We start from the raw sequence: 12654 nt of genomic DNA on the forward strand, positions 1-12654 counted from the left end.
TGATGACCGCCAAAATCAGCCTCCGAAATGTCACCAAGCAATTCACCGTCCGCCCCGGAAAAGGCGGCAGGGCCGGCGCGACAGGCAAGCCAGGCGCGAAAGAGCCCACCACACTGACCGCCATTAGTTCCCTCAGCTTGGACGTGCGCGACGGCGAATTCCTCACCTTGGTGGGGCCCAGCGGTTCCGGCAAGACCACCTTGCTGGACCTCCTGGCTGGCCTGTCCACGCCCACCTCCGGCGAGGTATTGGTGGACGGCCAGCCAGTGACGGGACCCGGAAAGGACCGTGCCGTGGTTTTCCAGCAGTACGCACTCTTCCCCTGGCGCACGGCGTCGGCCAACGTGTCGATCGGACTCGAAGGCAAGGGAACCGACGGGCGCAAGCTCAACCGCCGCGAACGTGCCGCCAAGGCAAGCGAATACCTCAAACTGGTTGGCTTGGCGGGCTTCGAGGACCGTTTCCCGCATGAGCTTTCGGGCGGCATGAAACAGCGAGTGGCCATTGCCCGGAGCCTCGCCTACGAGCCCGATGTGCTCCTCATGGATGAACCCTTCGCCGCGTTGGACGCCCAGACGCGTGAACAACTCCAGGACGAACTCCTGCGGATCTGGCGGGCCACGGGCAAGACAATCGTCTTCATCACCCACGGCATCGACGAGGCCGTGTACCTGGGGCAGCGCGTCGCCGTCCTCAGCGCCCGGCCCGGACAGCTCAAGGAAATCGTGGACGTGGACATCCCGGACCGCGACGGCGAGGACGACATCCGCTCGCACCCCGCCTTCGTCGAACAGCGGCACAAGGTCTGGACCCTGTTGCACGACGAAGTCCGCCTTGCCCAGGATGCCGGCCATCGCAAGATCCTGCCCGACGGCACGGCCCCGGATGAAGTCCCGGGAACAACACTCGAAAGGAGCGCGGCCTGATGACCACGACTCTCACGCAACAGCCCGCGGCGAGCGCCGCACCCAAGCAAGCTCCCGCCGTCGGGCACTCCGGTCCGGCGGAGACGGTGCGTTGGAACACGACGGCGACTCTCGCCTTTGTGCGGACCGCAGCCGCCCGCGCCGGTTCCGGCCTGTGGAAGGCCGCGGGGATCATCGCCTTCCTGGCTCTCTGGGAACTCGGGCCGACATATCTGGCCAGCCCCTCGACCCGGGTATTCCTGCCGCCATTGCACGTGGTCCTGGAAGCATGGGGGAAGCTGTTCGAATCCGGCACCATCCAGGCGCATTTGGCCGCGAGCCTCACCCGTTCGGTGACGGGATTCGGCGCAGCCCTCGTGGCTGGCGTAACCCTCGGTTTGCTGATCGCCTGGTACGGGCGGCTCAATGCGGTGCTGAACCCGCTCCTGGAACTGTTCCGGAACACAGCCGCGCTTGCCCTGCTGCCTGTGTTCACGCTGCTGCTGGGGATCGGCGAGGAGTCCAAGATCAGCATCGTGGCCTACGCGGCGTTCTTTCCGGTCCTGCTGAACACGATCGCCGGGGTGAAGACGGTGGACCCGCTGCTCATCCGGGCCGCGAAGTCGCTCGGCCTCTCAAGCCTTTCGCTCTTCCGCAAAGTGATCCTGCCTTCCGCGGTGCCCACCATTTTCACGGGAATCCGCATGGCCGGCACAGCCTCCATCCTGGTGTTGATCGCCGCGGAAATGGTGGGGGCGAAGGCCGGGCTCGGTTACCTGATCGTGAATGCCCAGAGCAGTTTCCTCATCCCGGACATGTACGCCGGCATCCTCACGGTGTCCCTTCTGGGCTTGGCCGTGAATTTCCTCCTTGTAGCCCTGGAACGGCATTTCTCCCGCTGGCGGACCGCCGTCGGGAGCGGGTCCTGACCGTCAATCCATCCATCTAGTCACAACCAAGTCACAACAGAAAAGGAACAAAAATGTCCATCATTACCGAAACCAAACTCGAATTCGCCAAGCTCGGATCCCGGATCGGCGCCGAAATCCGCGGCTTCGACCTTAGCGGCAATCTCTCCCCGGAAACCGTGGGGCAGATCCGGGCCGCGCTCAACGAACACAAGGCCCTCGTTTTCCGGGAGGCCAACATCCTCAGCGACGAGGCCCAGGTGAAATTCGCCAGCCATTTCGGCCCGCTCACCACTGCCCATCCGACCGTGGCCTCCGTGGAGGGCGAAGAGAACGTCCTGCCCGTGGACAGCGAGAACGGTTCCGCCAACAATTGGCACACCGACGTCACATTCGTGGTCAACCCGCCGCAGGCTTCCACTCTGCGCAGCATCGATCTTCCGTCCTATGGAGGCGAAACCCTGATTGCTTCTTCGGCGGGAGCGTACGCCGACTTGCCGGACGAGCTCCGGAACTTCGCGGACACGCTCTGGGCGGTCCACACCAACGACTACGACTACTCGGTGCCGAAGAACCTGGAACATGAGAACGCCGATGAGCGCCGCAAGGAATTCACCCGAATCAAGTTCGAAACCGCCCACCCCGTGGTGCGTGTCCATCCTCTGACCGGGGAGCGCGGATTGTTCATTGGGGGCTTCGCGCAGCGCCTTCGGATCGTGGGGCTGTCCAACACCGAGTCGAAGGACATCATCCGCTTGCTCCAGGCTTACGTCACCCGTCCGGAGAACGTGGTGCGCGTGAACTGGGAGCCGAACCAGCTGGTGCTCTTCGACAACCGCATCACCCAGCACTACGCGCCGGACAACTACGACGGCCAGCCGCGCAAGCTCAACCGAGTGACTATCGCCGGCGACATCCCGGTGGGCGTGGACGGCAAGCCGAGCCAGTCGATCCAAGGTGACTCGAGCACCTACTCAGTTGTCGCGCCGCTGTAGTAGCACGCATGTGCTGTTGTAGCTGCCTTAGCCCAACTAGCTCGCATTTAATGTCGTTTTCAGGGCTCATAACGACATCTAATGCGAGCTAGTTGGGTTTAACGCGCTTTAGGGGAGCTTGCTGCCCCGCGCAGCCACCCACAGGCCATACCACTCGGCGCGCGTCATGGCTGCGGCAACGGCGGCAGCGTCCGCGCAGGCAGCGATCCGCGCCGGGTTGGAACTGCCGAGCACCGGGGAAATGCGTGCCGGATGCTTCATGAGCCACCCCAACAACACGGCCTCGGGAGTGACACCCTTTGCTTCCGCAAGCTCGGCGACAAGAGCGGAAGTCGCAGCGTCCGCGGCAGTCGGGGCATCCGGCGTCGAGCCCGTGTACCGGCCCTGGGCGAGGGAACCGTAAGCCTGCAGCTCAATCCCCTGCGCGACGCAGTGTTCCAAAGTGCCGTGCGGGAAACTGTAGCCGAGGGCATCATCATGGTTGACCAGGACCGTGCTCTCGAGCCATGCCCGCCGGTGCAGGCTCATTTCCAGCTGGTTGGCCACGATCGGCACCTCCAGCCGGTCCTGCAGGAAAGCGATCTGCGCGCCCGACATGTTGGACACGCCCAATTGCCGCACCTTGCCTTCCGCCATGAGTTGCCCGACGGCGGACGCCACCTCCGCGGGTTCCATCAGGGGGTCGGGGCGGTGGAGAAGCAGCACGTCGACGTAGTCGGTCCTCAGCCGTTCCAGGCTTCCATTGACCCGCTCCAGGATGGCGTCCTTGCTGAGGTCGTAGTGTCCGTCGACCCCAGGCTGGCTTAGCCGGATTCCGCACTTGGTCTGGAGCTGGATTTTATCCCGCAGCCCCGGCGTCTGAGCCAGGACTTCACCGAAGACGGCCTCGGACTTGCCGGTGCGGTAGATGTCGGCGTGGTCGAACAGGGTGATCCCGATGCCGATGGCGGCCTCGATCGCGGCCGCGGCCTGCTCGATCTCGGCAGCTGCGTATTCGCTGCCTTCCCAGGGACCTCCAAGGCCCATGCAGCCGTAGATGAGCCGGCCCGCGGCTGTTTCACTTTGTGCAGTCATTTTCCAACTCTTTCACGTGCAACTGGCCCGCAGTTGTTGTCGTTTACAGCCTTCAAAACGACGTTAACTGCGGGCCAGTTGGGTAGGGGGGTGCGGATTAGCGGGTTAGACGATCCAGGCGGTCGTGTTTGCCGGGAGCTTGCCGCCGTCGAGCGGTGCGCTGCTCACGACGACGGTGCCTTCCGGAAGTGCCACCGGCTCGGTGCCGAAGTTCGTCACCGACTGCCAGCCGTTGGGCCGCGCGAAGTGCAACACCGACTCGTTGCCGGAGGGGATCCATTCAAGGTCCTCGGCCGCCCGCAGTTCCGAACGCAGTTCCAGGGCCTTGCGGTACAGCTCAAGCGTGGAGCCGGGAACGTTGTCCTGCGCCTCCACTGCGTAGCCCGCGAACCATTCAGGCTGCGGCAAGTGGGCATGTCCCTCGCCGAAACCGAACGAGGAACCTTCACTGGTCCACGGCAGCGGGACACGGCAGCCGTCCCGGCCGACGTCCACTCCCGGGTTGCGGAAGAACGCGGGGTCCTGGCGCTGGCCGGCCGCGATGTCGCCGACTTCCTGCAGGCCAAGTTCTTCGCCCTGGTACAGGTACGCGGAACCCGGCAGTGCGAACATGAGCAACGACGCTGCGCGGGCGCGGCGCAAGCCGAGTTCGGCGTCGACCTCGGCGGCCGAACCGCCGTCGAGCAGCCATTGCTTGCCGTCCTGGCCCAGGCCGTCCCGGCCGCCGCCTGCGGGCAGGCCGTAGCGGGTGGCGTGCCGAACGACGTCGTGGTTGGAGAAAACCCAGGTGGACGAAGCACCGGATGCCGCGGCCTCGCCGAGGTTCTTGGTGATAATCGTGCGGAACTGTTCGGCGTCGAAATCGGCCTGGAGGAGGTCGAAGTTGAACGCCTGGCCCAGTCCTTCGGGGCTGGCGTAGCGGGCGCGGCGGTCCGCGTGGACCCACGCTTCGGCGACGGCCGTCCGGGGCGGGTTGTACTCGTTGAAGACCTTGCGCCACTCGGCGTAGATCTCGTGCACCTCATCGCGGTCCCAGAACGGGTGCTCACCCAAGGCGTTTTCGCCTTCCTTGGGCAGCTCGGTCTTGGAGGGCAGGACCTCCGGCAGGTCCTTCGTGAGGGCATGGGCGACGTCGATGCGGAAGCCGTCCACGCCACGGTCGGACCAGAAGCGGAGGGTCTTCAGGAAGTCTTCACGAACCTCGGGGTTGTCCCAGTTGAAGTCCGGCTGCTCCTTGGTGAAGATGTGCATGTACCACTGTCCCGGGGTGCCGTCCGGTTCGGTGATGCGCTCCCAGGCCGGGCCGCCGAAAATCGAGTCCCAGTCCGCCGGGGGCAGCTCGCCGTTCTCGCCCAGGCCGTCGCGGAAGATGTAGCGTTCACGGGCAGCCGAGCCCTTCGGTGACGCCAACGCTTCCTTGAACCATTCGTGCCTGTCAGAGGAGTGGTTCGGGACGATGTCCGCGATCAGCTTGATGCCCGCAGCGTGCAGTGCGGCCGCCATCTCATCGAAGTCTGCAAGGGTGCCCAGCTTGGGGTCCACGTTGCGGTAGTCATCGACGTCGTAACCACCGTCAGCCAGGGCCGAGGGGTAGAACGGGCTCAACCAGACGGCGTCAATGCCGAGGGATTTCAGGTAAGGAACCTTGGCGGTAATGCCCTTGATGTCGCCCAGTCCGTCGCCGTTCGCATCCGAAAAACTGCGCGGGTAGATCTGGTAGACAGCCGCTTGGCGCCACCAGTTGGGATCGGCCATGCGCTCGGAGTCGTTGTGAGTTGCCATGGTGGCGGTGGAGGACAAAGGGAATCCTGTTCTGTGTCGACGCTTCGATGGATGGGACTTTTATTTAGAATCTAAATTTAGTACCTCAAGTATTATGTGACGCATACCTACAGAAGGTCAACAGCCATGCCTGATATCGCGACTGCCACTCCGCAGATGCTCCGGCGCTTCAACGCGGCCACCGTGCTCGGGGTCATCCGTTCCTCCAACGCAGTGACCGTTTCGGAGCTGATGGACGCTACCGGACTGACCCGCGCCACCACCCTTTCCGTATGCGAAGACCTCATGGCCCGGGGCTGGATCCGCGAGTTGGAGAACCAGCGCGATTTCGGCGCGTACCAGAAGGGCCGCCCCGCACGGCGCTTCGAACTCGACGAAAGTGCCGGTTGCGTCTTGGGGATCGACGTCGGCGTCCTCAAGACCACTGTGGTGGTGGCCGATCTGCGCGGAAAAACGGTCGGGCGGGCGAGCAAGCCATTCCGCGGAAGGGAGATCGAAGCGGAGGAACGGATCGGGGTGATCAGCCAAACCGCGCTGCTCGCCCTCGAGGCTGCCGGAGTGGCGCCGGACCAAGTCCTGGCGGTGACGGTGGGGCTCGCCGCCCCGGTGGGCCGCGACGGAAACATCCTCGTCAGCCAGCCGTTCTGGCGCCTGTTCGACGTCGGGCTGAAGAAGGCCCTGCACGATCTCCACGGATGGGAGGTAGTACTGGAGAACGATGCCAACTTGGCGGCACTGGGCGAATGTTGGCGCGGTGCGGGCGGCGGCGTCCAGGACCTGGCCGTACTCCTGGCCGGGGAGCGTTTCGGTGCGGGCCTGGTGGAATCCGGCCGTTTGCTGCACGGTACTGCCGGGGGCGCGGGTGAAATGGCCTATCTGGACATGGTCGAGGGCGTGGGCTCCGCCGACGGCCTCGCCGCGCTTGCCAGGCTATGGGCGGCAGAAGCCCTGGCGCGAGAGTCGAAAACGACGCTGCGGACCGCGGCCGCGCCGGGCGGCGAGGTGACGGCCCAACACGTGTTCGCCGCTGCGGCCCAGGGTGACAAGGTTGCGCTGGACATCCTGGACCGGCTCTCGGACCGACTGGCCCGGGTGGTCTCGACGGTGGCCATTTTGCTCAACCCGGAACTCGTGGTGATCGGCGGCGCGGTGGCGGATTCGGCGTCGGTCCTTCTTGAGCCTGCCGCCCGGAAGCTGGCCAGTTACACAGCCACTCCCCCGCGGTTGGCCGCGTCCCCTTTGGGCGATGCGATTGTGGGTGTCGGCGCGGTGCGCCATGCCCTGGACCGCGTGGAGAAGAACTCCTTGGATCTGGTGTTGAGGCGGGCCTAGGCTCTTCGACGGCTTGACCGGGTTTCCCGTCGGCGCACTCGTCGGCGTCCTAGGCGCCCGGGGCTATTCCGGCATCGCCATCGTGCGGAGGTCCAGCTGGCGCAGGACCCTGTCCGCGACCTCGGGATCCATGCCGGGCTCGCTCCGCGCGGCGACCACTTCCTGGCGCGCGGCGTCGAGGGCGATGGTCTGGACCGCGATCGCCAGTTCCCTGCCGCGCTGTCCCTTTTCGGCGTCCGACTCGTTCTTCAATGTCCCGTCAAGCAACTCGGCATGCAGGCGGGTCATCTTTTCCTTGACGAGGGCCACCTTGTCCGCCGGCAACTCCTTCATCAGATCGTGTTCCTTCAGTGCGGAGATGGCGGCGGTCTGGGCGCGCTTGGCCAGGAGCCGCGCGGCATCCTTTTCGTGCGAACCGTCTTCGGACGCCTTGAGCACGCGCATGAGCCACGGAAGGGTCAGCCCCGGCAGCACCAGGGTGGCCAGCAGTACCGCGCAGGCGATGACCAGGATCTCGTGGCGGGCAGGGAAGTCGCTGCCCTCTGCGATAGTCAGAGGAAGGGCCAAGGCGAGGGCCAGCGTCGCGAGGCCGCGCATGCCGCACCACGTCAGGATCAGGACCTCCTTGGGCGAGGCCGGCTGCAGCAGGTTTTTCCGCTTGCGGGCCGAGATTGCCAAAAGCCCGAGCCAAGCGAACCGGACAACGAACACGAGCACGCACACCGCCACGGCGGGGCCGATCATGCCATATATGGCCGCCCCTTCGTCCCGGATCACATGCCGGATCTCCAGCCCCACAAGGCCGAACGCCAGGCCCGTGGCGAGAAGTTCCACCACGTCCCAGAAGGCGGTGCGGGTGACGCGCTCGGCGGCGTCCTGGGACCGCGCGTGCCGCTGCGTTTCGAGGGCGGTGACGACGACGGCGATCACTCCCGAGGCGTGCAGCTCTTCCGCAAGGATGTAGGCAGCGAAGGGAATCACCAGGGTCACGGCGCTGCGGGCCACCATGGAGGTGACCAGCTGGGTGATGAGCCTCGTCAACCAGCCCATCGCAATGCCGACAATGACGGCAAGGGCAGCACCGATGACGAATTGGAGCACGACGCCGGCACCCAGCTTGGTGCCGGAAACCGTCGCCGCCACCGCGGCCTGGAAGATCACGATCGCGGCGGCGTCGTTGAACAAGCCCTCGCTCTGCAGCACGGTGATGAGCCTGCGCGGCATGTGGACGCGTCCGGCAACGGATTCAACCGCGACGGGGTCCGGCGGGGCCACCATGGCACCGAGTGCGATCGCCGCAGGAATGCCGATCCCCGGAATCATGAGCCACGCGGCACCGGCAACAACCGCCGTCGATACCACGACGAGCGCCACAGCCATGAGCAGAAGCGTCCGCCACCGGACCCGGAAGACGGCCCAGGAACTCTTCTGGGCGGTTGCGAACAGCAGCGGCGGAAGGAAGATCGGGAGGATCAGTTCAGGCGCAAGATCAAAGTCCGGGAAGCCCGGAATGAAGGTCATAGCCGCAGCCAGCAAGAGCATCAGCACCGGGTACGGGAGCCGCAAGCGGTCCCCCAGGCCCACGGCCACGACCGTTGCAAGAAGCAGTCCAACAATGAGAGCCAACTGGTCCATGTTCCCGATTTCCCCAGACGTCGTAGCGGCGGCGTCCCGGGCGCCTGCCGAGGGACTAGCCCTACCAACATATCCCGGCGGGGCGCGGTTAGGACGCGGTGAGAGCCTCCACCACCGGCATTGAGCCGTCCCTGAACTCGATGGTGCGGCGGACAGTCTCGGGCAGTTCCAAGACGGCGGCAGCCACCAAGGCAACATTGGCCCGTGAAGTTTCCGTCCCGGTACTCGGGTCCGCGGGGCTTACCTCAATGAGCGCAGACCCCGGATTGCTGGTCAGCGCACCCGGGCCAAGGATCGTCCAGTCGAGATCAGTAGCGCGCAGGTACTCGTCCGCCGCGGCTTTGGCCTCCGCGTAGGCGTAGAAGCTGTTGTCCTCGGGAACGCCGTGGCTGGGTCCTGCGCCGAAGTAGGACACCATCACATAGCGGGCCACGCCGGATTGTGCCGCGGCATCCATCGATCGGATGGCGGCATCCCTGTCTACGGCATAGGTGCGTTCCGGATTGCCTCCGCCTGCCCCCGCGGACCACACCACGGCGTCGTGGCCGTCAAGCGCCGACGCGATCTCCGACGTCGTCGAATTCTCGACGTCGAGCACCACCGGGGCCGCACCCGTCACTTCGACCTCGGGCGCGTGTTCCGGATTGCGGATGAAGGAAGTGACCGCGTGACCTTCGTTGCTCAGGATGCGGGACAGGTGCAAGGCCACCTTGCCGTGGCCGCCGATGATTGCGATTCGACTCATGGACCCATTCTGTCGCAGTGGTCAAGCGAAGCGGCCAAGCCCGCCCGCAGACGGTGGATGAATTCCCGGAAAATCGCCGCTCCGCATTTGCGGAGCCCATTGCTGAATTCGTCAGTTCTCCGGACAAATCTGACTACTGATTACTAAGTAGACTTAGTTTAAACAAGATCGCCACCCTGCCAAAAGGCCGGAAGTCCGGGCCTTGGGGGCACCCGTCCCGACGCCGAAGAAGACTTGCGAGTGTTTGGTGGCCAGCCGGAAATAAAAGCAAGTGGCACCCACTCGTGTGGAGCGAATTACCCATTCCTACACTCAAATCACCTGCAGCAGGAAAAGGAATACCTCATTTCATAAATCTCATTGATGGACTTATCCAAATAACCGGGTTACATCCCGTTGATGGATCTATTCGAAATGGGCGGAAATGAGGGCTTCCTCAGTGCTGCGCATTTAAGCAAAAGGGTCTCAACGAGCGCCATCCCCTGCGCCTGCGTATCACTTCCCGGGGCCGCCAACCGGCCGGCCCCAGAAACGATGAGCTACGGGGATTCGACATGTATCAGCAGGAGTACAGACACGGCGGGATCAGTGGAGGCAGCGTCCTCGCCCTGATATCCGCGGGGGTAAGAACTGTCACCAGGTACAAGGCATCAATAGCCACTTGGGCAATTGTGGCGGTGGTCGCCATTGCGGCCGTGACGATGCAGAACTACACACAGGTCCTTGCCCCAGGCGCGAGCGCTGCAAACGCCACGCACGTCGGTTCGGCAGCCGGGATTGCCGCACCTTCCCCGGCGGTTGCCAGTCCGACGCCGGTTGACAGTCCCACGCCGGCACCGGCACCAGCCGCTGTCGCGCCGTCAGCTCCTGCAGCGGCGCCGGTCGCAGCCGCTGCTCCACCCGCTCCTGCTCCTGCGCCTGCTCCGGCGCCCGACACGAACGCCTACACGGTGGTCAGCGGCGACACCGTTGGCTCGATAGCCRCCCGATTCGGCGTCGACGTCGATGCGATGCTGGCAGCCAATGGGCTCAGTGCGTATTCCGTGATCGTGCCCGGCCAGGTGCTGAAGCTGACCGGGCCGCCGGTTGACGCGGCTCCGGCACCCGCTCCGGCACCGGCCCCCGCTCCGGCGCCTGCGCCCGCGCCTGCTCCGGCTCCGGCTCCGGCGGTGCGGACCATCTATGTTGCGGGCTCCGGCGGCCAGGCGGCTGTGGACAGTTGCATTGGCCCGATCCATTTCACTCCCACGGACGCCTATTCGCTTTTCATTACAGAACATGATTTCTGCGGCGGGTGGGCACGATTCTCGGGTATCGGCGTCGGCGAGACGGTGAGCATTCCCGGTTACGGCACATACACCGTGACAGCTCGCGGCCAGGTGCCCCAAGGCGGGACGACAAACAACGTCGCAGCAGTATTCGGCGGCTTCCCCCGGGCGATACTGCAGACGTGCATCCCGGGCACCAACCAGATGCTGGTCATCGCGCTGAACTAAGGGCGCTCCCGTCGGCGCGGGCTGGGCGAGCGCCCTTCCTGACCCTCTTTGAATTTTAGAAGGCCCCGTAGAGGGCGTGTCGTCGGGGTGTTGCGCGGGATCGCTTCTCAAAGAAGGTCAGGAAGGGAGGCACCCGGACTCCCTTCCTGGCTGAAAAAGCAGGCCGGAAGCTGAACGCTTCCGGCCTGCTTCTGCAAGGGTGGGCTTTCGATCTTCCCCACAAGACCTCGCTCAACAACCTCCGGTTTGGGAGACTGGATCAAGACCTGAGATTGGGGCGAACTTGGACGGACAGCAATGGATCTGGGTTGCGACGGTGCTGGTCGTCGCGGCGATAGTAGCCATTGTCATGGCCTTTGGCCGCCACTGACAGTCGCCGGTTGGTCGCGAATGCGTGCCGGACCTCGCCTTTCCGGACGGGCTCCGGCATCGTGGCCCGGAAGTGCCCGTGGCTCCGGGCGCGAGAGCTTCCTGTACTTCCGCTTCGAGCGCCACAGCACGAGCAGGTGGAGCGAGCACATCAGCACAACTGTGATGCCAACGAAGACCACAAGGTCAATGAGAAAGCGGCCAAAATCCACGAGCAGGGATGCCTTTCGGTCCGGACAACCTCCTGATCGTAGCTTGAGATGGCCGACAGACGAAACCGGCCCACTACAGGGTGAACCTCAAGGAAACACTAAGAAAAGATCAAGATTTCACTAAGACTGTCAGCTCGCGCGCCAACCAGGCGCCACATGCTTATGGAAGAATCTGTTTTGCTCAGGTAACTGAGGCCCTGGCCGTGATCTTCAAGAAGCGCCGCCACCTGAGGATTGGGGGACACCCAAGTGGCGGCGCTTCTAAAAACTATCGGCAGGCTGCGCGCGCTCTCAGCTTTTCAGCAGGATCTTTACGAAATCTTTACGGCAAGTGCCCAGCAAACTTGCGGGCTTCGCGAAGGCACAGGGCAGGCTTCACTGGCCGGCGGATGGGCTCCGGAGCGGACGGCTTCATCACCAAGCCCTTCCGTGCGCGGGAGATGCGGGCCAGTATCGCGCGATGACGCGCCGGCCGCTGCGCCCTCCACGCCCACCCAATGGGTTTCGTTCGTCGCTGCCTGGCAGAAAACTCAATCGAGGAAGACACTGAAGGGCCACCGGCATCACGGCCGATGACCCTTCAGGTTGTCCTGTGATTTGGAGCTAGGCGGGGACGTCGAACCGCTGGCCTTCCGGCTTGGACGGCAGGATCGTGAAGACGAGCAGCGCCAGTCCACCGAGGAACGGGACCAGGCCGATCAAGATCATCCAGCCACTGAAGTTCACATCGTGGAGGCGGCGGACAGTGAGGGCCAGAGACGGGACGATGACTGCCAGACCCCAGATGACCAGGAGGATGACGCCGACCATCGCCCCGGGACCCGGGACCATAGCTCCGGAGTCATTGACGGTGGCACCCGCGGAGCCAGCTACGGACATGACGATGTTCAGCACGGTGGTGACGACAACCGAGATGAGGGTCCACCACCAGTACTCGCTACGGCTGGCCCGGCCGGTGAACGTGGCGTACTTCTTGACGAACCGGCGTGCTGCCTCGCCGATCGGTGCACCATAGTACGGGGCCCAAAGCGGAATGGCGCTGCCAAACTGGGTGGTTTGTTGCTGCTGGTACGACAATGGATCTCCTAAATAGACGAGTAAGTTCGAGGGTGATCGCGAGTTACGACGCGCCGTACCCACGTTGAGTTCCGTGCATAGGACTTGGACATCTTCGAAGGGCGCCGCCGCCTGAGAATTGGGG

The 12654-nt window shown here is 64.3% G+C and carries 10 protein-coding genes; 5 read left to right on the forward strand and 5 right to left on the reverse strand.

Annotated features, from left to right (window positions below):
- Positions 1-2: 2 nt before the first annotated feature.
- The 3 genes from AB4068_RS02845 to AB4068_RS02855 are packed head-to-tail and all read left to right on the forward strand — an operon-like array spanning position 3 to position 2808.
- A complete protein-coding gene (locus tag AB4068_RS02845) occupies positions 3-926 on the forward strand; it encodes an ABC transporter ATP-binding protein (protein ID WP_441432597.1) in 924 nt (307 codons plus the stop codon).
- A complete protein-coding gene (locus AB4068_RS02850; protein ID WP_441432598.1) occupies positions 926-1834 on the forward strand; it encodes an ABC transporter permease in 909 nt (302 codons plus the stop codon). Before AB4068_RS02845 ends, AB4068_RS02850 begins: the two co-directional genes overlap by 1 nt.
- A 53-nt stretch (positions 1835-1887) precedes the next feature.
- A complete protein-coding gene (locus tag AB4068_RS02855; protein ID WP_441432599.1) occupies positions 1888-2808 on the forward strand; it encodes a TauD/TfdA dioxygenase family protein in 921 nt (306 codons plus the stop codon).
- Between the two features lie 108 nt (positions 2809-2916).
- Here AB4068_RS02855 and AB4068_RS02860 read toward each other — a convergent pair whose 3' ends face one another.
- Both AB4068_RS02860 and AB4068_RS02865 read right to left on the reverse strand, forming a co-directional pair.
- Entirely contained in the window at positions 2917-3882 is a 966-nt protein-coding gene (locus AB4068_RS02860) for an aldo/keto reductase (protein WP_441432600.1), read from the reverse strand.
- A gap of 105 nt (positions 3883-3987) precedes the next feature.
- Complete coding sequence (locus AB4068_RS02865; protein WP_306959003.1) at positions 3988-5682, reverse strand: glycoside hydrolase family 13 protein; 1695 nt, start codon at positions 5680-5682, stop codon at positions 3988-3990.
- A 108-nt stretch (positions 5683-5790) separates the two neighbouring features.
- Here AB4068_RS02865 and AB4068_RS02870 point away from each other — a divergent pair, with 108 nt between their 5' ends.
- Positions 5791-6996 carry an ROK family transcriptional regulator gene (locus tag AB4068_RS02870; protein WP_306959004.1) on the forward strand — a complete coding sequence of 402 codons (1206 nt, stop codon included), beginning with the start codon at positions 5791-5793 and terminating at the stop codon, positions 6994-6996.
- A 63-nt stretch (positions 6997-7059) separates the two neighbouring features.
- On the opposite strand, the gene AB4068_RS02875 is transcribed toward AB4068_RS02870, so the two are convergent.
- On the reverse strand, positions 7060-8631 hold the full coding sequence (locus tag AB4068_RS02875) for a Na+/H+ antiporter (RefSeq protein ID WP_441432601.1): 1572 nt from the start codon (positions 8629-8631) through the stop codon (positions 7060-7062).
- An 88-nt stretch (positions 8632-8719) separates the two neighbouring features.
- On the reverse strand, positions 8720-9376 hold the full coding sequence (locus AB4068_RS02880) for an NAD(P)H-binding protein (protein WP_441432602.1): 657 nt from the start codon (positions 9374-9376) through the stop codon (positions 8720-8722).
- Between the two features lie 554 nt (positions 9377-9930).
- Here AB4068_RS02880 and AB4068_RS02885 point away from each other — a divergent pair.
- Positions 9931-10872, forward strand: a complete 942-nt coding sequence (locus AB4068_RS02885) for a LysM peptidoglycan-binding domain-containing protein (protein WP_441432603.1) — start codon at positions 9931-9933, stop codon at positions 10870-10872.
- A gap of 1184 nt (positions 10873-12056) precedes the next feature.
- On the opposite strand, the gene AB4068_RS02890 is transcribed toward AB4068_RS02885, so the two are convergent.
- Positions 12057-12530: a DUF805 domain-containing protein gene (locus tag AB4068_RS02890; RefSeq protein WP_441432604.1), complete on the reverse strand. Its 474-nt coding sequence runs from the start codon at positions 12528-12530 to the stop codon at positions 12057-12059.
- Between the last annotated feature and the right edge of the window lie 124 nt (positions 12531-12654).

Source organism: Arthrobacter sp. 2RAF22 (assembly GCF_052115325.1).
GTDB lineage: Bacteria > Actinomycetota > Actinomycetes > Actinomycetales > Micrococcaceae > Arthrobacter.

What these genes read in the sequence shown, in the direction of transcription:
- AB4068_RS02855 (WP_441432599.1), top strand. Translation starts at nt 1,888, where the DNA reads ATGTCCATCATTACCGAAACCAAACTCGAATTCGCCAAGCTCGGATCC.
- AB4068_RS02850 (WP_441432598.1), top strand. Translation starts at nt 926, where the DNA reads ATGACCACGACTCTCACGCAACAGCCCGCGGCGAGCGCCGCACCCAAG.
- AB4068_RS02870 (WP_306959004.1), top strand. Translation starts at nt 5,791, where the DNA reads ATGCCTGATATCGCGACTGCCACTCCGCAGATGCTCCGGCGCTTCAAC.
- AB4068_RS02875 (WP_441432601.1), bottom strand. Translation starts at nt 8,631, where the DNA reads ATGGACCAGTTGGCTCTCATTGTTGGACTGCTTCTTGCAACGGTCGTG.
- AB4068_RS02880 (WP_441432602.1), bottom strand. Translation starts at nt 9,376, where the DNA reads ATGAGTCGAATCGCAATCATCGGCGGCCACGGCAAGGTGGCCTTGCAC.
- AB4068_RS02860 (WP_441432600.1), bottom strand. Translation starts at nt 3,882, where the DNA reads ATGACTGCACAAAGTGAAACAGCCGCGGGCCGGCTCATCTACGGCTGC.
- AB4068_RS02845 (WP_441432597.1), top strand. Translation starts at nt 3, where the DNA reads ATGACCGCCAAAATCAGCCTCCGAAATGTCACCAAGCAATTCACCGTC.